Below are 18,479 nucleotides of genomic sequence, written 5' to 3'. Positions count from 1 at the left end.
CCAGGAAGTATAGCCCCCAGCAGCCCCAGGTACTACTCGCCGCGGCGATGTGCTACCCCCCTGATGCGGGGAGAAACCCGCACGACCACTGCCAAATAAGAGCAGATCTAGCGGCGCGTGAGAATCCGCGGACCATGCGCGGTGGCAGCAACCGTGTGCTCCCAGTGCGAGGCTAAGGAACCGTCAAGCGTGACTACCGTCCAGTCATCCTCGAGAACGGCGTTGTCCTCGGTACCCAAAGTGAGCATTGGTTCGATGGCTAAGACGGAACCTTCTTGGATAAGCGGGCCACGTCCAGCCTTGCCTTCATTGGACAAGTAAGGCTCCTCGTGCATCTCGTGCCCGATGCCGTGCCCGCCATATCCATCGACGATATATAGATTCACGCCGAACTTCTCCTCAGCGCGGTAGGTGGCCTGCTCCAGAGCGGCAGAAACATCCGTCAAGCGGTTGTCAGGAATCATGGCCTTCATGCCTTCGTGGAGGACCCACTCGGTTGCATCATTAAGGGCGTTTGCTTCTGGGGTGAGCTCACCTACGCCAAAGGACCAGGCGCTGTCCCCCACCCAGCCGTCTAGCGTGGCGCCGCAGTCGATAGAGACGAGATCGCCGTCGCAGAGAACAACGTCCACCGTAGGAATCCCGTGCACGATAACCTCGTTGACCGAGGCGCAGATTGAGGCCGGGAAGCCCTCATAGCCCTTGAAGGTGGGATAGGCACCGGCTTGACGGATGGTGTCTTCAGCTACCTGGTCTAGCTCCAAGGTGGTGACGCCTGGTGCTGCAGCCGCGCGGACTGCTTTCAGCGCCGCGCCAACGATCTCTCCCGCCGCCTGCATGGCGTCGAGCTCCCCTGGGGTGCGCGCGATGATCTTCTTGGTGCGACGATGAAAAGCCATAACTACTTTCCGATAGCCTGCAGGGTGCGGGCGTTGATGTCTTGCACGGTGCCCTCAGCCTTGACGGAGATGATCTTGTCGCCGTAGTGCTGGATGAGCGGGAAGGTCTCGTCACGGTAGACACCGAGACGGGTGCGAATGGTTTCTTCATTGTCGTCCGCGCGACCGCGGGCGAGCATGCGCTCGACGACGACGTCTTCTGAGACCTCAAAATTAATGACACCGTCAAGCTTCAAGCCCTTGTCTGCCAAGAGCTTTTCCAGGATGTCTGCCTGCTCTACCGTGCGGGGGAAGCCGTCCAACAGGAAGCCCTGCTGCGCGTCCGCTTGGGAAAGACGGTCCTCGACCATGCGGGCCGTGACGTCGGTGGGGACGAGCTTTCCAGCATCGATGTAAGACTTAGCCTCAACGCCTAGCGGAGTTCCCTCACCAATGTTGGCGCGGAAGAGATCACCGGTGGAGATGTGCGGCACGCCCAGCTTTTCGCTGAGGATAGCAGCCTGAGTGCCTTTTCCGGCGCCGGGAGGGCCGAGGAGTACGTAACGCATTACTTGAGAAGTCCTTCGTAGTTAGATTGCAAAAGCTGGGATTCTATCTGCTTGACCGTTGTCAAGGCGACGGAAACCATAATGAGGATAGCCGTACCACCGAAAGCGGACGCACCGCCCGCGGAACCATTTCCCACGCCCAGATCCAAGAGGATATTCGGCAGGATTGCGATGATGGCGAGGTAAAGGGATCCAACGAAGAGCAAACGGTTCATAACGAACCCGAGGTACTCCGCGGTGGGCCGACCCGGACGGATACCCGGGATAAATCCACCATACTTCTTCATATTGTCGGCCTGCTCGGCGGGGTCATACTGCACGGAGACGTAGAAGTAGGAGAAGAAGATGGTGAGCACAAAGTAGACCACGATGTACTGCCACGAGGAGGGCGACTGCAGGTGCGCAATGATATTGCGTTGCCACCAGTTATCCGGGGTGGCTGCAGAACCGGAGGTAACGATCTGCGTGATGAGGACCGGCATGTAGACCAAGGAAGATGCGAAGATAACGGGAATAACGCCGGCCTGGTTGACCTTCAAAGGTAGGTAGGTGGAAGAACCACCGTACTGACGGCGACCCACCATGCGCTTGGCGTACTGCACCGGAATGCGGCGCTGGCCCTGCTCGATGAAAGTGATGCCAATGACCAAGACGATGAGGCCCACGATAATCATCGCAAGAACCAAGCCGCCGTTGTTCTTGAGGATTGATACGCCATCGGTAGGAAGACGCGTTGCGATACCGGCGAAGATGAGCAGGGACATACCGTTACCGATGCCCTTTTCAGTGATGAGCTCACCCATCCACATAACCAAGATGGCGCCGGCGGTCATGGTGATGACCAGGCTGATAAGCGTAAAGAAGTTACGGTCCTCAGCCAAGACGGCCACGCCTTGACCCAGCAGCTGCTCGCGGTCAGCCAGGGCAACGATGCCCGAGGACTGCAGGATGGCCAGAGCCAGAGTGAGATAACGCGTGTACTGCGTCATCTTGGCTTGACCGGACTGCCCCTCTTTCTTCAGCTGCTCGAAGTGCGGGATGACTACCGTCAGCAGCTGCACGATGATCGAGGCCGTAATGTACGGCATGATGCCGATGGCGAAGATAGACAGCTGCAGCAACGCTCCGCCGGAGAAGAGGTTGATGACGGAGTAAAGGTTGCCAGACTCCTCAGTCAGCGTGCGCAGACGTCCCGCGATAGAGGCGTAATCGACACCTGGGGACGGGATCTGCGCGCCGATGCGATAGGCGATAATCATCACGATGGTGAAGATGATCTTCTTACGCAGATCGGCGTCCTTAAAAGCCTGCAAAATGGCGGACACTACAAAATCCTCCTGGCCTTTCGCGCGGCCAGCTCCCCCGGCTTTTCCGGGTACCACTCAAGCACGCGAAGGTGGAACTCATCTGCCCAGTGAGAAGCCGCGACGCCGACGTTTAGGCGACGCTTAGAATTCTCTCAGGGACGGTTGAACACTTATGACCCTATTACCCTACCAGTCTTGGCAACTGTGTCCACAAAGCACAGGGTGTTTAGCATAACAAAAGTGCCCGCACTCGCCTATAAAGGTGAGTGCGGGCACTTAAAGCAGTGCTAGAGAGAACTACTTGGTTGCGGTGATGGAACCACCGGCAGCCTCGATCTTCTCAACAGCGGACTTGGAGAACTTGTCAGCGGTGACATTCAGCTTGACGCTGATGTCGCCGTTGCCCAAGACCTTGACCGGCTGGTTCTTGCGAACCAAACCGGCGGCGACGAGATCGGCCACCGTGACGTCTCCGCCAGCGGTGAACTTCTCAGCCAAGTCGGCCACGTTGACTACCTGGTACTCAACATGGTTGGGGTTCTTGAAGCCCTTGAGCTTGGGCAGACGCATGTGGATCGGCATCTGGCCACCCTCGAAAGCGGCCGAGACCGTCTTGCGAGCTCCGGTGCCCTTGGTACCGCGGCCAGCGGTCTTACCCTTGGATGCCTCACCGCGGCCAACGCGGGTCTTCGGCGTGTTTGCACCTGCGGTTGGGCGCAGGTCGTGCAGCTTGATGATATCAGCCATGGTTTACTCCCCTGCCACTTCTTCGACTGTGACCAGGTGACGCACCTTCTGAACCATTCCGCGCACGATCGGGGTGTCCTGCTTGATAACAGACTGTCCGATACGCTTGAGGCCGAGGGCCTCGATGTTGGCGCGGTGATTCGGCTTGGTGCCCACAAGGCCCTTAACCTGAGTAATCTTCAGAGCCATTGTTATGCCTCCTGACCTGCGCGCTTGCGCAGCATACGGGCCGGGGTAACCTCTTCGACGGTCTTGCCACGACGAGCGGCAACCTCTTCGGGGCGAACCAGCTGCTTGAGGCCGTCCACGGTAGCGCGGACGACGTTGAGAGCGTTGTCGGAGCCGAGGGACTTCGACAGGATGTCCTGCACGCCTGCGCACTCAAGCACGGGGCGGGCAGCGCCACCGGCGATAACACCAGTACCAGGAGCGGCCGGCTTCATCATGACGATGCCAGCTGCGTCGCGACCCTCTACGGGGTGGGTAATGGTGCCAGCAATCATCGGCACGCGGAAGAAGTTCTTGCGAGCCTCTTCTGCGCCCTTCTGGATTGCGGCCGGGACCTCTTTGGCCTTGCCGTAGCCGACGCCGACCATTCCCTGACCGTCACCGACGACCACGAGGGCGGTGAAGGACATGTTGCGTCCACCCTTGACGGTCTTGGAGACGCGGTTGATGGTGACTACGCGCTCGATGTACTTATCGCGCTCGTTGTCCTGGTTGCGGCGATCGTTACGACGATCGTTGCGACGGTTGTTTCCGCCGCTCTTGTTATCGGCGGAGCGTCCGCCGTCACGCTGTTCACGGTCCGACATTAGGCGTTCCTTCCGTTGATGTTTCCGTTTGCGATGATCATTAGAACTTCAGACCACCTTCGCGTGCGGCCTCTGCCAGTGCGGCAACACGGCCGTGGTACTTGTAGCCTGCGCGGTCGAAGACGACCTTCTCGATGCCAGCTGCCTTGGCGCGCTCTGCGATGAGAGCACCTACCTTGGCGGCCTTGGCCTTCTTGTCGCCCTCGATGGCGCGCACGTCAGCTTCCATGGACGAAGCGGAGACCAGGGTGTGGCCTGCCAAGTCGTCGATGACCTGTACGTGGACGTGGCGCGAGGTACGGTGCATGACCAGACGCGGTGCCTCTGGGGTGCCGCGCAGCGTCTTGCGGATGCGGAAGTGACGGCGGGCGCGTGCTTCGCGACGACGGGACGAGATGTCCTTGCCGATTGGGGTGCGCTTAGTGTTTTCAGTGTTAGCCATTGCTTACTTACCCGTCTTTCCGACCTTGCGACGGATCTGCTCGCCATCGTAACGAATGCCCTTGCCCTTGTAAGGATCATCCTTACGCAGACGACGGATGTTAGCGGCGATCTGTCCGACTTGCTGCTTGTTGATACCAGAAACGGAGAGCTTGGTTGCTCCGTCGACAGCGAAGGTGATTCCTTCCGGAGCCTCAATGAGGACCGGGTGGGAGTAACCCAGAGCGAACTCGAGGTTCTTGCCCTTGAGCTGAACGCGGTAACCAACACCGAAGATTTCCATCTTGATGGTGTAGCCCTCAGAGACGCCAACAACAGCATTGTTGATCAGCGAGCGAGAAAGACCGTGCAGAGCGCGGTTCTTGCGGTTCTCGTCGGGGCGGGCGACCTTGATTTCGCCGTCCTCGACTGCTGCGGTGATCGGCTCAGGAAGCACGACGGTTTGAGTTCCCTTGGAACCCTTGACCTCGACCTCGGAGCCATTGATCTTGATTTCGACGCCGGATGGTACGGCGATTGGTGCTAGACCGATACGTGACATGTGTCAATCCTCCCTTACCAGACGTAGGCGAGAACTTCTCCGCCTACGCCCTTCTCCTGAGCCTGACGGTCGGTCAGCAGTCCCTGGGACGTGGAAATGATAGCCACGCCCAGGCCGCCGAGGACCTTGGGCAGTTCGGTCGACTTGGTGTACACACGCAGGCCCGGCTTCGAAACGCGGCGAAGACCCGACAACGAACGCTCACGGTTGTTGTACTTGAGCTCGAGAACCAGGTTGTGGCCCTCGACAGAGTAGTTCGCAATGTAGCCTTCCTGCTTCAGGATCTCGGCGATGTTCACCTTGATCTTGGAGGTCGGCATCGACACGGTGTCGTGGTGCGCATGGTTTGCGTTGCGCACGCGCGACAACATGTCGGCGATAGGATCAGTCATGGTCATGGTTAGGTGACCGTATACCTTTCTTGCTGCGGTTCCCACACAACGCGACGCCATGAGCGCGCGCTCTCACCTAAGCGTTTTCCGTGTGATTTCGGGCTACTCACGCTCCCCGCGGTCAATACCACGAGGCGCTCGCCACCCTTTGATACAGACAACGGTCCGCTACATGCGGCGAGGGGCCTACAACAAAGTTGATGATGTAAATTCTTGAGTCAGAGCAAGGCTTTAAGCAGCCAGGGGCCCTAATTCAAGCGCCCCTCAGCCTGCAGCCAAGTCCGACCAGCCACTTTACTATCAAAGCCCCTGCTTAATCAAATCCCTGGGCTCGCGCATTGCTCAAGCGGGTCACTACGGTAGCCTGCATGAATGTGAGTTTCCTTCGCACTGCCCCAGACACAATCATCTGCAGCCAATGCGGCACGCTTCCCGTAGGGCGCGTGTTCTGATGAGCCGCTTGAGTTCTTCCTTTGCCGTGACCACAGTTCACCTCGCCGATGACCGCATCACCCAGGTCGATACCCGGGCCGGAATAGTTCCGGGCGAGGAAACCCTCGAGGTCCGCCTTGACGGCGCAGTCCTCGCCACAGTGGCGCGCACCCCCGGGCATGATATCGAGCTTGCCCACGGCTTGCTTTTCTCCCGCGGGCTCATCCGCCGCGCGGGCGACGTCGACACCGCCCGCTATTGCGCGGGAGCCGACGCCACCGGCACCAATGCCTACAATCGCCTTGATCTATCGCTCACCCGCCGCCCCCAGCTCGCATTCGCCCCGACAACCGCCGCTGCCAACCCTGAACCTGGCTCGGGCCGGGGTTCGGACTGCGCGGCTTCGCCAAGCGCGGCTGCACCCATAGCGCAGCTGCAGGCGGAAGTAGAACTGCACCAGACCAATACTAAGCGGGCTTACTCGGTAGATTCCCTTCTTATCGGCGCCACGATTGTGGGCCTGCACAAGGGCCGCAGGCTCTTCCACAAGACCGGCGGCACCCACGCTGCCGCTGCCTGCGACGAAGAAGGTAACCCCGTAGTGTTGCGCGAGGACATCACCGCCGGCAATTGCGTACCCCAGGTGGTGGGCGCACTCCTACTTGACGCGAAGCTCCCGGCCTCGAAGCTGGTCCTCGCCCTCAGCTACACCCCTGACTTCGCCACCATCCGCCTAGCCGCCTTAGCCGGCTTTAGCGCGGTCATCTCCGCCGAGGTGCCCTCCTCCCCGGCCGTCGACGCCGCCCGCGCGGCAGGCATCGTCCTCGTGGGCCGCGCTAGCGAGCAAGGCTTCAGCCTCTATGCGGGGGAATTGCGCCCATAGATATGGCCGTAACTATCATTTCTATCGTTAAAACAACATAGAAAGGCACCTTAAGTAATGCGGTGGATGATGCTCGGCCCGGCCTTCGTGGCCTCTATTGCCTACGTGGATCCGGGCAATGTGGCGGCGAATATCTCGGCCGGCGCGCAATTTGGTTACACGCTGGTGTGGGTATTGGTGGCCGCCAACATCATGTCGATGTTTATCCAATATCAATCGGCAAAGCTGGGAATTGTCACGGGAAAGTCTCTTCCTGAGTTGCTTGGTCAGCGTCTGCGTACCCCAACGAGGCTCTCCTTTTGGGTGCAGGCGGAAGTCGTGGCGGCCGCGACAGACCTCGCGGAGGTCATCGGCGGCGCCATTGCACTCAACCTGCTTTTCGATGTCCCCCTCCTCCTAGGCGCCCTCATCACCGGGGCGATCTCCATGGGGCTCCTAGCCTTCCAGCGAGGACGCAGGGCTTTCGAGCGCGTCATCGTCGGCCTGCTCATCATGATCTGCGCTGGTTTTCTCGCCGGACTCTTCGTCGATCCGCCTTCCGCCGGCCAAACCATCCAGGGCTTAGTCCCGCGGCTTGAAAACCGCGAGGCCGTCATCCTGACCGCCTCCATGCTGGGCGCAACTGTTATGCCCCATGCTATCTACCTTCATTCCTCGCTGGTGAAGGACACCGGGGAGGGAAACGTCAAGGACCTGCTCAAACAAACCCGCAGCAGCATCATCGTCGCCCTAACTGCGGCCGGGGTGGTCAATATCGGCCTCCTGCTTGTTGCCGCCTCCAGCCTCGCGGGCGTGCCGGGAACGGACACCATCTCCGGGGCTCACGCGGCAATCCTGGAGAACCTCGGCACCACCGTCGCGGGGCTTTTCGCCCTGGGCCTTTTCGCCAGCGGCTTAGCCTCGACCTCCGTGGGCACCTACGCCGGCTCTGAGATCATGGCTGGCCTCTTGCACACGCGCATCCCGCTTCTCGCGCGCCGCGCCATCACGCTGGTTCCCGCAATCGGCATCATCGCGACGGGAGTCGAGCCCTCGACCGCTCTTGTGCTCAGCCAGGCCATCTTGTCCCTCGGCATTCCTTTCGCGCTCATCCCCCTGATGCGCTACGTCAGCTCCCCGGCCATCATGGGAGAATTCGCCGCCGGCTGGGGATCGCGCGCCATCGCCGTGGTCTTGTCCACGGCCATCGTCGCGCTCAACATCGCCCTGGTTATCGCGCTGTTTTAGTCCTGCAATCAGTCCCGGTATTCGCCGGGGCCCTGGTTGAGCCAGGCATAGACCCCGCCCATCAGCACTCCCCCACCAATCAGGTTTCCTAGCCACACCATAACCCAGTTTTCGGCCACGGCGCCCAACGTCATGGCTGCCGGGAGCGGGTCACTCGCAAATAGCACCAACAGCATCAGGCAGAAATTCGCTACCACGTGCTCGAGGCTCAGCCCCACGAATATTGCGATGATGGGAACGATGACGAGGAACTTGGACCCCAGGTCCTTGGCAAATAGAGCTCCAACAATGGCCATGTTCACCACGAAGTTTGCCAGGAGGGCCTCTATAAGAAGCCCGCCCGCGCTCTTGTTTAGCTTGCCTTCCACAATGGTGGCAAGCAGGTGGCTGGGGTCCATGTGCCCCATCTTGGCCGAGTATCCCAGCGCCAACGCCACGAGGGCCGCCCCCACAAGGTTAAACACCGTGGATACCGCCAGCAGCCACAGGCCTTTGCCCCAGCCCACGCGCCTTTGCACCACGCCGTAGACCATGTACATCATGTTGCTGGTGGCCAGCTCTGCGCCAAGGATGACAATGGCAAAGAGTCCGATACCGAAGAGCAGCGCAAACACGGGCGCGCCTAGGCCGGGCACGTGCTTGCCGACGGCGTTTCCAACCACGCCGGCAAATGCCGTTCCCAGCGTGAGATATGCGCCGGCAAGAATGGCGCGAACCGCGAAACGCGATGGTGATGTTTCCAGCAGCTGGGTCTTCTTCTTAACCGCAGCAGCAATCGAATCGTTGAGAGCCATTCGCGTCCTTCTTCTCGAGCACTAACCTTCATCAACGCTACCTGTTAGGCCCAATCCTCACTGCCAAAGACAGCAAAAAGTCCCAGCCTCTTTCTCCCCCAGCCACATGGCTAAGGGGAGAGAGAAACTGGAACTTCTTGTACTAGTTCCGCTTTTACTTGAACGGGAAGCCAAGCTCCTTGAGGAGGCGGCGGCCTTCATCGTCATTGGTAGCGGTGGTAACGACGGTGATGTCCATACCACGGGGGCGGTCAATCTGGTCGATGTCGATCTCGTAGAACATGGACTGCTCGGAGAGGCCGAAGGTGTAGTTACCATTGCCGTCGAACTGCTGATCCGAAAGACCACGGAAGTCACGGATACGCGGCAGGGCGATGGTCAGCAGGCGGTCGAGGAACTCCCACATGCGGTCGCCGCGCAGGGTAACGCGTGCACCGATGGGCATGCCCTCGCGCAGCTTGAAGTTAGCGATCGACTTGCGTGCGCGACGCAGCTGAGGCTTCTGACCGGTAATCGCGGTCAGATCCGCCAGAGCGCCGTTGATGAGCTTCGAGTCGCGAGCAGCCTCGCCGACACCCATGTTGACAACAACCTTGGTGACGGAAGGGATCTGCATGACGTTGTCGTAGTTGAACTCGTCATTGAGGGTCTTCTTGATTTCCTCGCGGTAGCGAGTCTTAAGACGCGGGGTGTAGTTCTCGCTCATGATTAGATGTCCTTCCCGTTGCTACGCGCGACACGGACTTTCTTGCCGTTGTCGTCAAAGCGGTAGCCCACGCGGGTCGGGTTACCCTCGGAATCAACAATCGCAACGTTAGAAACGTGGATTGGAGCTTCCTGGGTGACGATTCCACCGGACTCGGCGCCACGCTCGGTAGCGGAGTTTGCAACGTGCTTCTTGACGCGGTTTACGCCCTCAACGAGGACCTTATCGCGCTTTGGATATGCTTCGATGACCTTGCCCTTCGCGCCCTTATCGGGGCCCGAAATGACAATCACCATATCTCCCTTATGAATCTTCATAAGATTAGATCACCTCCGGTGCGAGAGAAACGATCTTCATGAACTTCTTGTCACGAAGCTCGCGAGCGACTGGTCCGAAGATACGGGTACCACGAGGCTCGTTGTCGCCCTTGAGAAGAACAGCAGCGTTCTCATCGAAGCGAATGTAGGAACCGTCCGGACGACGGGATTCCTTCTTGGCGCGGACGATGACAGCCTTGACGACGTCACCCTCCTTCACGTTGCCGCCGGGGACGGCATCCTTGACAGTGGCGACGATGACGTCACCAATGCCAGCGAAACGTCGGATCGAGCCGCCGAGGACACGGATGCACAGGATTTCCCGTGCACCAGAGTTGTCGGCGACGCGCAGACGCGATTCTTGCTGAATCACTGTGGGTCTCCTGACCTGGATTATGTGCGTAAGATTTCCGGCCTTGACGCACCTGGTCTTATTGCTTTAAGTGGCACTAGCACTACAACGTCCCCGAAACGAGGCCGAGGGTGGGTCGAAGCTGTGGTTCGGAAACGCACCGCATACAGCGACCGGCTAAATGCAACCCTGCCATTCAACCACAGCGTGGACCTGCTCTCCAAATTCCTAAACGGGGTCCTTTTCCTTTTCTATATCCTTATCTACTTCCGTCCCCGAGTCCTTTCCAGGCTTCTCCTCCTCAACGCGCGGATCAACGCACATGAGCTCCTGGGAGAAGTCGATCTCCTCCCCTGCTTTGAAGTCATGTCCAGGCAAAACCCTTCCGGTCTTCTTGGAGTTGGAGATGACCACCGGCGTGGTTACGGAGTAGCCGGCTTTCTTGATGCCATCGATGTCGAACTCGGCTAGCACCTGGCCACGGCAGATGATGTCATTCTTGCTGATCGCCGAGGTGAAGTACTGCCCCTTCAGGTTGACCGTGTCGAAACCAATGTGCATGAGCACGTCAACGGGATTGCCGTGCGCATCCTCACCGCGGATGGCGTAGGCATGCTTGGAGGGGAAGGTCACCGTCACCTTGCCGTCGATAGGTGCCACGAGCTTGCCCACGGTGGGCTCAACGGCCACACCGTCACCCAGCTTCCCGGCCGCGAACATGGGGTCTGAGACCTCGGAGAGCGGAATGGCCTTGCCTTCCAGCGGCGAGGAGATGACAAAGGCATCGGGCGCAGGCTCTATGAACTCACCAGATCCTGCGGCTCCAGCCTGAGCGGAGTCCGCGGGGGCGGCCCCCACCTCATCTGGATCAATGGAACCGTTCTTGGAAATCATGTACCGGCCATAGAAGTAGGCGCCCGTGAAGGAGATGGCCAGCGAGACGATGGCGCAGATGAAGAAGTTAGGAATATCGGTCGGGCGCATGGAGACGAAGCCAATGAACCCGGCCGCGCCGAGAGCAGTGGCCTTAACGTCGAGGATTGCCACCAGCATGGAGGCCACAGCGGAGGCACCCATGCCGATGAAGAAGGGCCAGCGCAGACGCAGGTTGACACCGAAGATAGCCGGCTCGGTAATGCCGAAAAGGGCGGAGACGCCCGAGGCACCAGAAAGACCCTTGAGCTTCTCGCTCTTAGCCAGGAAGTAGACGGCCAGAGCGACGCCGCCCTGGGCAATATTTGCCATCGAGGCCGTGGCAAAGATGAAGGAACCACCATGTTCCCACAGCATGAACTCGATGGGTGGGAAGGATTGGTGCAGGCCGGTGATAACAATCGGCGAGTACACCAAGCCGAAGAGGAAACCGCCAACGGGACCCGCAAACTCATACAGGTTGGCCAGGCCCAGACCCAGCCATTCGCCGGCCGTGCGCAGCACGGGGCCAATGGCCACGAAGGTAATGAAGCCGGTGATGAGCAGCGTCAGCAGCGGGGTGAGCATGAAGTCCACGGTGCCCTTGAAGTGCCTGTGGAAGAACTTCTCAATCGTGGCCAGAATCCACGAGATGACCAGGGTGGGCAGGATGGATCCCTGATAGCCGGCCTGCGCCACGTCCAACCCGAAGATATTCCAGTAGGTCATGTCGCCGGCCTCGATGGTTTGAGCCACGTCATAGCCATTAACCAAGCTAGGCATAACCATCGCCATTGCCACGCCGGCGCCTAAGAACTCATTGCCGCCAAAGCGCTTCGTAGCGGTAAAGCCCACCAACACGGGCAGGAAGGCAAAGGGCGCAGAAGCCAAGAGGTTAATGAGCCCGGCTACATCCTCCAAGGCAGGAACGCGCTCGATGATTGACTGGGCGCCAAAGAGCCCTTGTGCGGTCAAGACGTTGTTGAGCGCCATCAACAGACCGCCACCAACCAGGATCGGGATCAGCGGGACGAAGATGTCAGCCAAGACCTTGATGGCGCGGGAGAACCAGTTTCCGGAATTGGCGGCGATGTCCTTGAGCTTGTCCGTCGATACCGCGATGTCCTTCGAGGTCATCTTGTTGATCTCCTCGAAGACGTGGTTCACGTCTCCGGGGCCGACGATGACCTGAAACATGCCGCCGGCCTCAAAGATGCCTTTGAGATCCGGATCGGCTTCGAGGGCCTTGGTATCGACCTTTTTTGAATCCTTGAGCACCAAACGCAGGCGGGTAGCGCAATGCGCCAAGCCCACGATATTATCCTCACCGCCCAACGCCTTAAGCGTGCGGACGGCGACTTCCCTATGGTCCATTATGTCTTCTCCCTGCCTAAACGATAAGAGCTTCGTAGGAAAACAAACTACATACGCTCTATTAGACACGAGACATATATGGCTTGGCTAGTTCTGGGCCATTTCTTGTTCTAAGTGTGACCTAATTAGCGCCGCTCCCATCCCCTCCACCGGCACCCGTCCTCGCCGTAGACGGCCACGGCGGCGCTGATGTCACCTCCCGCCGCGAAGATCTCCGCCACGCTGCCGTCTGCGATAAGGCGCAGCTGGGGATCCGCACACGCGATGCAGCGTGTGTCTTGACCACGGGTGATGCACACTACTCCCCCGCCCGACTCGACGAGAAGGACGTCGTTCCCAGCGTCGTCGACAAGCGCGAAGGCACCAGCAGCCTCGGACTCCGCCACCACCGTGGAACCGAAGCCCTCTCGGGCTCCCGTGTTAATCTCCGGCACCTCCTCCCACCAGGGCAACTGACGCAGCCGGCCTCCCTCCAGCCAAACCCGGCGCGGCAAGCTCAAACAATGCACCCAGCCTTGCTCGAGGGTCGGTGCCTCATCCTGCGCGGGCAGGCCGACCCAAGCCAAAAGCAGGGCCTCGCCATTGCCCACCTCCACCGCCTGCGGCGCATAGAACTCGTGCCCATAGTCGAGCTCGCTAAAGCCGCGCTCGACATGGAACACCGTGCCCTCGAGGTGGCCGACGATGTAGCCACACTGATCAGAGGAAGCATAGTGGGTCTGCCCGTCGATGTCGCGGCGCTCCAATCCCTGTGGGCAGAAGATGAGGACGTCCTTGTCCTTACCCGTCGCCTTATCCTTTAAGGTCAGGAGGTTAGGACACTCCCACATGTAGCCGCCGGGAAGCAGATCCGGGCTAAGTCCGGGGCGCGCGGCGGATAGATCGAAGCGCATTTCCCCTTCCAGATCCCAGCGCTCAAGATCCGGGGAGTGATAGAGCACAACAGTGCCAGCCTCCTGCTGTGTCTGCGCGCCCAGCACCATGCGCCATCCGCCCTCTATACGGCTCAGGTGCGGGTCCCTAAAGTGCCCGGTGTAGTCCTCAGGCGCATCTGGGATCAAAGGATTGCCCGGATCCCGCTGGTAGAAGCCGCCCTCCGGGCCTGCGGGATCCAGTGCACGGACCCGATTCTGGGAGGGGATGCGCCGGCCTTCCTGTTTAAGGTTTCCCGTATAGAAGAGCCAAACCTCCCCTTCTGCCAACGCTGCTCCCCCTGAATAGCAGCCGTCTTTGTCATAGGGCAGGTCCGGGTAGAGCGCATCCGGGTGGTGCGTCCACGGACGCGCACTACTCAAACTGGTGGTGGCATGACCCCAGCCGGTGCGCTTGGGCGCATGCGGGAACCCCGGGTCGTGTTGGTAGTAGGTGTGCAGCGTATCGCCTTCGAGGAAGATCCCGTTGGGATCATTGAGCCGGCCCTGCGGCGGGGAGAGGTGAAAGTTTGGCCGATAGTTTAAGTGTTGGTTTGCTTGTTGCGTCGATTCTTTGGACATAGTCCCGATACTATGGAATTTATGACGATTCATGTGTGCGGCGAAGGTTTAGTCGATCTCGTGCCGGTCGCCCCAGGTAGCCTCAATGACCTCACCCCCGCGCTCGGCGGTGGCCCTTTCAACGTGGCCATTGCGGCCGCACGCCTCGGCGCGGATGTCGCCTTTCAATCGCGGCTTTCCACCGACGGCTTCGGACGCGAACTCGTCGCCGCCCTGGAAAGGGAAGGCATCGACACCACCTGGGTACAGCGCGGTGACGAGCCCACCACCCTCGCGGTAACCACCATCAACCCCGACGGTTCTGCCTCCTATACCTTCTACACGGAAGGCACCGCCGACCGCCTGGTGGCACCACGCCTGGCCCCTGCCGACATCGCCTGCTTCGGCACCGTATCCCTGGCCCTTGAGCCCGGGGCTTCGCGCTACGCCAACCTTCTCGGAGAGTTCGCCCACCAGGGCACCCTCGTAGCCCTTGATCCCAATATTCGCCCCTTCTATGCCACCGAAACCCATCGCGCCTTCCTGCAGGAGCTGCTTCCCTACGTCACCTTGCTCAAGCTCTCCGTCGACGAGGTGGAGTTCCTCGGCCCAGCGGCCTTGAAGAAGGTACCGGTCATGGTTATCACCGATGGCAGCGCCGGCCTACGCGTGGTCGCTGGGACGACAGACTTCCAACTGCCCGCCTACCCCGTGGAAATGGCCGATACCATCGGGGCCGGCGATGCCGTCCTCGGTGCCTTGCTCACCACCATCGACGAACGCGGTCTCGACCGCGATGCCCTGGAGCGCCTGAGCCAATATGACTGGCAGAAGATTCTGGAATTCGCCGCCAAAGCTGCCGCGATTACCGTCTCGCGCACTGGCGCGCAGCCTCCTACACGTGCCGAAGTGGAGGCCTTCCAAGCATGAGGTACCCCGTCCGCACGCTCGTAGTCCACGTAATCCTGTTCTTTTTCGTATTCGTCTCTTTCATCCTGCCCGTGGTCCTGGGCGGAAGCGCGCTCGTTCCCGTGCGCCTTTCTGGCACCATTGGTATCGCATTAAGCCTGGCAGTGCTCGTTGATTGCGCCCGCCATTTCTTTGCCCCGGCCCAGGCCCGCAGCCGCGGACTGAGGATTCTCTCCGGACTGGGGGCTCTCGCCCAGATCATCGGCTGGGCAGTGTGGATCTACATCTACAGCAATATCACCAGCGTGGGCGCCACCCCTTTCCGCATCGGCACCTTCGCCCTCTCCGTGGGAGCAGTAGTCAGCCTCTTCGTCATCGCCATCGCCGCCCTCGATCTGCGCAGCCCCACAGCTCCAGAGCCCTCTCCCCGCCCTCGGCGGCGGCCGCGGCGCGACCCCCGGCAGCAGCCCCGTTAGCAGCCCCCATTGGAAGCAGAGATTAATCACACCATTTTTATATGCTGTGGGCGCGCGGCCTGCCCCGCGCCGGTGTTATCCTGAAGCTAAGAGCTTATAACCTCTTTCTTATTGGCCCAGCGTTGCGGCCCCTTTTGTACTCATAGATCTCGGTCGCGCGCCGCTTTCTAGCGAAGGATCCTCTCGCGATGCTGTATCTCGTGATAGCTATCGCTGCCATAGTCGCAGTTGCCTGGCTCATCTATAAAAAGGTCCACGCTGCCGCCGCCATTTTCTCCGTCGGCGTCATCCTCCTCATGCTCGCCGCCCTGACCGGACGCGCCGACATGCGCACCACTGACATTGAGGCCACTGGCAATTCCTTCTACGACCAGCTCCTCGTCATAGAGGCCCTATTCCAGTCGCGCTTCAGCGGCATCGGCATGGCCATCATGGTGCTTTTTGGCTTCGTGTCCTATATGCGTCACATCGGCGCCGATGCCAAGGCGGTGGTCATTCTCTCCTCACCACTCAAGCGATTTAATGGTAGCTATTGGCTCGTGCCGGGGGGCTTCCTCATAGGTTCATTGCTCTCCTTGGTCATCCCCTCCGCCTCGGCGCTTTCCCTCCTCCTTGTCGCCACGCTTCTCCCCGCTCTCATCGCCGCCGGCTTGAGCCCCCTTACGGTGGCAGCCATCGTGGTGACATCTTCCACCATCATTCCCACACCATTGGAGGCGGGCCTCATCCAGGGCGCCGAGCTCAGCGGCCTATCCGTGACGAACTACGTCTATGGTTCCGTGGCCAAGGCCACTATCCCGGCGCTCCTCGTCACCGCCGCCGCCCACATGTGGTGGCAACGCCGCTGCGACACGTCCGACCAACGCAAGCAATCCCCGGTGAGCGCCGGCGTCAACGCTTCCGCTGATTCAGAGCCCCTAGATAGTCCTGTGCTCACTGAATCTCACCCAATCGTGGACGCTGCTCCTGCCCCGCATCACGAAAGCGAATCTGAGGCTGTTGCCCGCCGCGCGGTGGAACGGGCTGAAGGTCTTCCCGCTTACTACGCGCTCCTGCCTCTGCTCCCCTTGCTGCTCATTGTGGTCTCCGCAGTGCTCAACCGTGCTGGCATTATCTCTTTCGAAGCCGACATTCTTCCGGTGACTGTTGTTTCTCTGTTTATCGCGCTTCTCATCGAGATAATCCGCCACCGCAGTATAAGTGAGTCCATTTCCTCGCTATCCTGCTTCTTCAAAGGCTTGGGCGAAGGGGCTGCGGGCGTGGTCTCGCTTCTAATCGCCGCCGCCATTCTCGTCGAGGGAGTAACACAGATGGGTGTCATCGACATGCTTATCGACGCCACCGAAGGCTCTTCCGGAGCCGCCGTCTTCATCGTCTTAATCTTCGTCCTCGCCACGGCAGTGATGGCGGCCCTCACGGGCTCGGGCACCGCCCCCTACTTCGCCTTCTCCGAGGTAGTCCCCAGCCTGGCCGCGGAGACTTCCATCCACGGGCCACAAATGCTGACCGCTATATGGGGAACATCCAACCTGATGCGCCAAGTCTCCCCTGTCAACGCCGCCGTCCTCATCGTCGCCGGCGCTATCAAGGTCAACCCTCTGCAACTAGTCAAGCGCACCAGCGTGCCCATGGTCGCCGCGACCATAGCAAATACGCTCTTTGCCTTCCTGTTTATCAGCTAGAAAATCTAAGACGCTGCAATCTGATAGTCGCCGCCAATGCGCACCGTTCCCATTGGCAGGCTGGCGTCGGACTGCCACCATAACCACTTGTTCGAAACAGTCACCGTCGCGGTCTTTCCCTCCAAGGCTGCCAGTTCGGAGACCCTGTTCTGGTTACTCGTGGAAGATGCCAAAGAAGCGCCATAGGTCTGTTTGGTGTGAACGCCACTTCCAGGTGATTGAGCGGCTACATCTTGACGAGGCGTAAACTCCAGAATCCAGAATTCAGTGTTGAGCTGAGATTCAAGACCATTTGCCGGTAAGCCGTCCAGAACTTCCGTGCCAGATTTCTTGCGCACTATGCCGGTCATGCGAGTCGTGGCTCCATCAACTACGACACTAGAACCGCCAGTGCCACAGGTATTTCCGGAAGGAGTATTGGCTGCCGCCTGAGGCTGCGAGTCCAAGGTTGGGCGCGGGCCGCCGCCGGAGCGGTCAGTGCTATCGTGCCAATTGAGCTCGGTGGTGCCGGGAAACTCGCCAATGCCATCCATCGAAAATGACTGGTCCGCAACGGAAACTAAATGGTCCCCTTTCAGAGTGAAGGTCTCAAGCCGTTTGTCTGGCTGGATAGAATGCTATACGGCCTGAAACAGCCCATCCCCTGAAGGGTTGCCAAGGGATTCTCAGCCGAGTTCCTCCAGCGCCAGCCGCGCCTTCCAGGAGAACATCCTTGGATGTCACTACCCTCGCAGGGTCATCAGAGGCGGTCGTCGCAACGATGACGGGAGAAAACTCTCGGTAGGACTTCTTGAGTAGCAATTCTGGACGGTCATCGCCTGTAGCTTCAACGATGGTGTACTCATACTTATCCAGCGAGTAACTACTGGGAGGAGTCTCGTAGTTAAAGGTGTATGAATCTGGGTTGTCCAGCACCGCAGCGTAGGCCTAGCGTACCTGACCTAGTGTATCCGCTTGCTGCTCTTGCTCCGCCCCAGAGCCCGCGGCGGCGTCTTCATCACCCTGATCCGCGGCTGTGGTGGTCTCGCCAGGAGTAAGGATGGAGGATTCGTGTTCCTTATCCCTGGAGCAAGCACTGAGGAACAAGGTCGAAGCTAGGACGAGAGAAAGAACTTGGACGCAGCGCGATTCAGGGGGTAAACGCAGAGACATTGGGAAGGCCTTTGTAGAGAGGGTGCTGTTGCAAAGTTGGGGGGAGAGCAGCGAAGACTCAGTTTCTCATTCCCTGATGGCGAGAGTGTCTAATGGTTTGT

General features: G+C 59.7%; 22 protein-coding genes. 5 read left to right on the top strand and 17 right to left on the bottom strand.

Features of this window, described 5'->3' with window-relative positions:
* Positions 1-107: 107 nt before the first annotated feature.
* The 9 genes from map to rpsH all read right to left on the bottom strand — a co-directional run bounded on the left by map (position 108) and on the right by rpsH (position 5,696).
* Positions 108-899, bottom strand: a complete 792-nt coding sequence (gene map, locus B2696_RS11200; RefSeq protein WP_286955457.1) for a type I methionyl aminopeptidase — start codon at positions 897-899, stop codon at positions 108-110.
* Between the two features lie 2 nt (positions 900-901).
* Positions 902-1,447 carry an adenylate kinase gene (locus B2696_RS11195; RefSeq protein ID WP_286955456.1) on the bottom strand — a complete coding sequence of 182 codons (546 nt, stop codon included), beginning with the start codon at positions 1,445-1,447 and terminating at the stop codon, positions 902-904.
* A complete protein-coding gene (secY, locus tag B2696_RS11190) occupies positions 1,447-2,772 on the bottom strand; it encodes a preprotein translocase subunit SecY (protein ID WP_286955455.1) in 1,326 nt (441 codons plus the stop codon). The genes B2696_RS11195 and secY overlap by 1 nt, the downstream gene beginning before the upstream one ends.
* Positions 2,773-3,051: 279 nt before the next feature.
* Positions 3,052-3,501, bottom strand: a complete 450-nt coding sequence (rplO, locus tag B2696_RS11185; protein ID WP_286955454.1) for a 50S ribosomal protein L15 — start codon at positions 3,499-3,501, stop codon at positions 3,052-3,054.
* A 3-nt stretch (positions 3,502-3,504) separates the two neighbouring features.
* Positions 3,505-3,690 carry a 50S ribosomal protein L30 gene (gene rpmD, locus B2696_RS11180; protein ID WP_035106576.1) on the bottom strand — a complete coding sequence of 62 codons (186 nt, stop codon included), beginning with the start codon at positions 3,688-3,690 and terminating at the stop codon, positions 3,505-3,507.
* 2 nt (positions 3,691-3,692) lie between these two features.
* Positions 3,693-4,316 carry a 30S ribosomal protein S5 gene (gene rpsE / locus B2696_RS11175; protein ID WP_075729136.1) on the bottom strand — a complete coding sequence of 208 codons (624 nt, stop codon included), beginning with the start codon at positions 4,314-4,316 and terminating at the stop codon, positions 3,693-3,695.
* 40 nt (positions 4,317-4,356) lie between these two features.
* Complete coding sequence (rplR, locus tag B2696_RS11170) at positions 4,357-4,758, bottom strand: 50S ribosomal protein L18 (protein ID WP_075729135.1); 402 nt, start codon at positions 4,756-4,758, stop codon at positions 4,357-4,359.
* A gap of 3 nt (positions 4,759-4,761) precedes the next feature.
* The gene (gene rplF, locus B2696_RS11165; RefSeq protein ID WP_075729134.1) at positions 4,762-5,298 is read right to left on the bottom strand and encodes a 50S ribosomal protein L6; all 537 of its coding nucleotides are present in this window, start codon (positions 5,296-5,298) and stop codon (positions 4,762-4,764) included.
* A 14-nt stretch (positions 5,299-5,312) separates the two neighbouring features.
* Positions 5,313-5,696 carry a 30S ribosomal protein S8 gene (rpsH, locus tag B2696_RS11160; RefSeq protein WP_075729133.1) on the bottom strand — a complete coding sequence of 128 codons (384 nt, stop codon included), beginning with the start codon at positions 5,694-5,696 and terminating at the stop codon, positions 5,313-5,315.
* 445 nt (positions 5,697-6,141) lie between these two features.
* Here rpsH and B2696_RS11155 point away from each other — a divergent pair, with 445 nt between their 5' ends.
* Positions 6,142-7,005, top strand: coding sequence for a formate dehydrogenase accessory sulfurtransferase FdhD (locus tag B2696_RS11155; RefSeq protein WP_286955453.1), 864 nt, complete (start codon positions 6,142-6,144; stop codon positions 7,003-7,005).
* A gap of 57 nt (positions 7,006-7,062) precedes the next feature.
* Positions 7,063-8,232, top strand: coding sequence for an Nramp family divalent metal transporter (locus tag B2696_RS11150; RefSeq protein ID WP_286955452.1), 1,170 nt, complete (start codon positions 7,063-7,065; stop codon positions 8,230-8,232).
* Positions 8,233-8,240: 8 nt separating this feature from the next.
* Here B2696_RS11150 and B2696_RS11145 read toward each other — a convergent pair whose 3' ends face one another.
* From B2696_RS11145 to B2696_RS11120, 6 genes are all read right to left on the bottom strand, one after another.
* Positions 8,241-9,026, bottom strand: coding sequence for a formate/nitrite transporter family protein (locus tag B2696_RS11145; protein ID WP_286955450.1), 786 nt, complete (start codon positions 9,024-9,026; stop codon positions 8,241-8,243).
* A gap of 154 nt (positions 9,027-9,180) precedes the next feature.
* The gene (gene rplE, locus B2696_RS11140) at positions 9,181-9,732 is read right to left on the bottom strand and encodes a 50S ribosomal protein L5 (RefSeq protein WP_075729129.1); all 552 of its coding nucleotides are present in this window, start codon (positions 9,730-9,732) and stop codon (positions 9,181-9,183) included.
* 2 nt (positions 9,733-9,734) lie between these two features.
* The gene (rplX, locus tag B2696_RS11135; RefSeq protein WP_075729128.1) at positions 9,735-10,049 is read right to left on the bottom strand and encodes a 50S ribosomal protein L24; all 315 of its coding nucleotides are present in this window, start codon (positions 10,047-10,049) and stop codon (positions 9,735-9,737) included.
* Between the two features lie 4 nt (positions 10,050-10,053).
* A complete protein-coding gene (gene rplN, locus B2696_RS11130) occupies positions 10,054-10,422 on the bottom strand; it encodes a 50S ribosomal protein L14 (RefSeq protein WP_075729127.1) in 369 nt (122 codons plus the stop codon).
* A gap of 207 nt (positions 10,423-10,629) precedes the next feature.
* Positions 10,630-12,687 (bottom strand): sucrose-specific PTS transporter subunit IIBC, encoded by a 2,058-nt coding sequence (locus B2696_RS11125; RefSeq protein ID WP_286955446.1) that lies wholly within the window; start codon positions 12,685-12,687, stop codon positions 10,630-10,632.
* Positions 12,688-12,812: 125 nt separating this feature from the next.
* On the bottom strand, positions 12,813-14,180 hold the full coding sequence (locus tag B2696_RS11120; protein ID WP_286955443.1) for a glycoside hydrolase family 32 protein: 1,368 nt from the start codon (positions 14,178-14,180) through the stop codon (positions 12,813-12,815).
* Between the two features lie 21 nt (positions 14,181-14,201).
* On the opposite strand from B2696_RS11120, the gene B2696_RS11115 reads away from it, so the two are divergent.
* From B2696_RS11115 to dcuC, 3 genes are all read left to right on the top strand, one after another.
* Complete coding sequence (locus B2696_RS11115; RefSeq protein WP_286955441.1) at positions 14,202-15,089, top strand: carbohydrate kinase family protein; 888 nt, start codon at positions 14,202-14,204, stop codon at positions 15,087-15,089.
* Complete coding sequence (locus B2696_RS11110) at positions 15,086-15,544, top strand: multidrug transporter (protein ID WP_286955440.1); 459 nt, start codon at positions 15,086-15,088, stop codon at positions 15,542-15,544. Before B2696_RS11115 ends, B2696_RS11110 begins: the two co-directional genes overlap by 4 nt.
* Before the next feature lie 188 nt (positions 15,545-15,732).
* A complete protein-coding gene (gene dcuC, locus B2696_RS11105) occupies positions 15,733-17,226 on the top strand; it encodes a C4-dicarboxylate transporter DcuC (RefSeq protein ID WP_286955439.1) in 1,494 nt (497 codons plus the stop codon).
* Between the two features lie 5 nt (positions 17,227-17,231).
* Here dcuC and B2696_RS11100 read toward each other — a convergent pair whose 3' ends face one another.
* Both B2696_RS11100 and B2696_RS11095 read right to left on the bottom strand, forming a co-directional pair.
* Positions 17,232-17,759, bottom strand: a complete 528-nt coding sequence (locus B2696_RS11100) for a hypothetical protein (protein WP_286955437.1) — start codon at positions 17,757-17,759, stop codon at positions 17,232-17,234.
* A 394-nt stretch (positions 17,760-18,153) separates the two neighbouring features.
* The gene (locus B2696_RS11095) at positions 18,154-18,378 is read right to left on the bottom strand and encodes a hypothetical protein (RefSeq protein ID WP_276623689.1); all 225 of its coding nucleotides are present in this window, start codon (positions 18,376-18,378) and stop codon (positions 18,154-18,156) included.
* Positions 18,379-18,479: the final 101 nt, after the last annotated feature.

This window comes from Corynebacterium sp. UBA4397, from assembly GCF_002390965.1.
In the GTDB taxonomy this organism is placed as follows: domain Bacteria; phylum Actinomycetota; class Actinomycetes; order Mycobacteriales; family Mycobacteriaceae; genus Corynebacterium; species Corynebacterium flavescens.
Note: the sequence above shows the minus strand (reverse complement) of the source record. Positions and strands in the feature narration are given on the sequence as shown.

Coding starts and splice junctions, on each gene's coding strand:
- rplO (WP_286955454.1), bottom strand. CDS start 3,501: ATGGCTGATATCATCAAGCTGCACGACCTGCGCCCAACCGCAGGTGCA.
- B2696_RS11110 (WP_286955440.1), top strand. CDS start 15,086: ATGAGGTACCCCGTCCGCACGCTCGTAGTCCACGTAATCCTGTTCTTT.
- B2696_RS11150 (WP_286955452.1), top strand. CDS start 7,063: ATGCGGTGGATGATGCTCGGCCCGGCCTTCGTGGCCTCTATTGCCTAC.
- B2696_RS11095 (WP_276623689.1), bottom strand. CDS start 18,378: ATGTCTCTGCGTTTACCCCCTGAATCGCGCTGCGTCCAAGTTCTTTCT.
- rpmD (WP_035106576.1), bottom strand. CDS start 3,690: ATGGCTCTGAAGATTACTCAGGTTAAGGGCCTTGTGGGCACCAAGCCG.
- rpsE (WP_075729136.1), bottom strand. CDS start 4,316: ATGTCGGACCGTGAACAGCGTGACGGCGGACGCTCCGCCGATAACAAG.
- B2696_RS11155 (WP_286955453.1), top strand. CDS start 6,142: ATGAGCCGCTTGAGTTCTTCCTTTGCCGTGACCACAGTTCACCTCGCC.
- map (WP_286955457.1), bottom strand. CDS start 899: ATGGCTTTTCATCGTCGCACCAAGAAGATCATCGCGCGCACCCCAGGG.
- rplE (WP_075729129.1), bottom strand. CDS start 9,732: ATGAGCGAGAACTACACCCCGCGTCTTAAGACTCGCTACCGCGAGGAA.
- B2696_RS11115 (WP_286955441.1), top strand. CDS start 14,202: ATGACGATTCATGTGTGCGGCGAAGGTTTAGTCGATCTCGTGCCGGTC.
- rplR (WP_075729135.1), bottom strand. CDS start 4,758: ATGGCTAACACTGAAAACACTAAGCGCACCCCAATCGGCAAGGACATC.
- rplX (WP_075729128.1), bottom strand. CDS start 10,049: ATGAAGATTCATAAGGGAGATATGGTGATTGTCATTTCGGGCCCCGAT.
- B2696_RS11145 (WP_286955450.1), bottom strand. CDS start 9,026: ATGGCTCTCAACGATTCGATTGCTGCTGCGGTTAAGAAGAAGACCCAG.
- B2696_RS11120 (WP_286955443.1), bottom strand. CDS start 14,180: ATGTCCAAAGAATCGACGCAACAAGCAAACCAACACTTAAACTATCGG.
- B2696_RS11195 (WP_286955456.1), bottom strand. CDS start 1,447: ATGCGTTACGTACTCCTCGGCCCTCCCGGCGCCGGAAAAGGCACTCAG.
- dcuC (WP_286955439.1), top strand. CDS start 15,733: ATGCTGTATCTCGTGATAGCTATCGCTGCCATAGTCGCAGTTGCCTGG.
- B2696_RS11125 (WP_286955446.1), bottom strand. CDS start 12,687: ATGGACCATAGGGAAGTCGCCGTCCGCACGCTTAAGGCGTTGGGCGGT.
- B2696_RS11100 (WP_286955437.1), bottom strand. CDS start 17,759: ATGGATGGCATTGGCGAGTTTCCCGGCACCACCGAGCTCAATTGGCAC.
- rplF (WP_075729134.1), bottom strand. CDS start 5,298: ATGTCACGTATCGGTCTAGCACCAATCGCCGTACCATCCGGCGTCGAA.
- rpsH (WP_075729133.1), bottom strand. CDS start 5,696: ATGACCATGACTGATCCTATCGCCGACATGTTGTCGCGCGTGCGCAAC.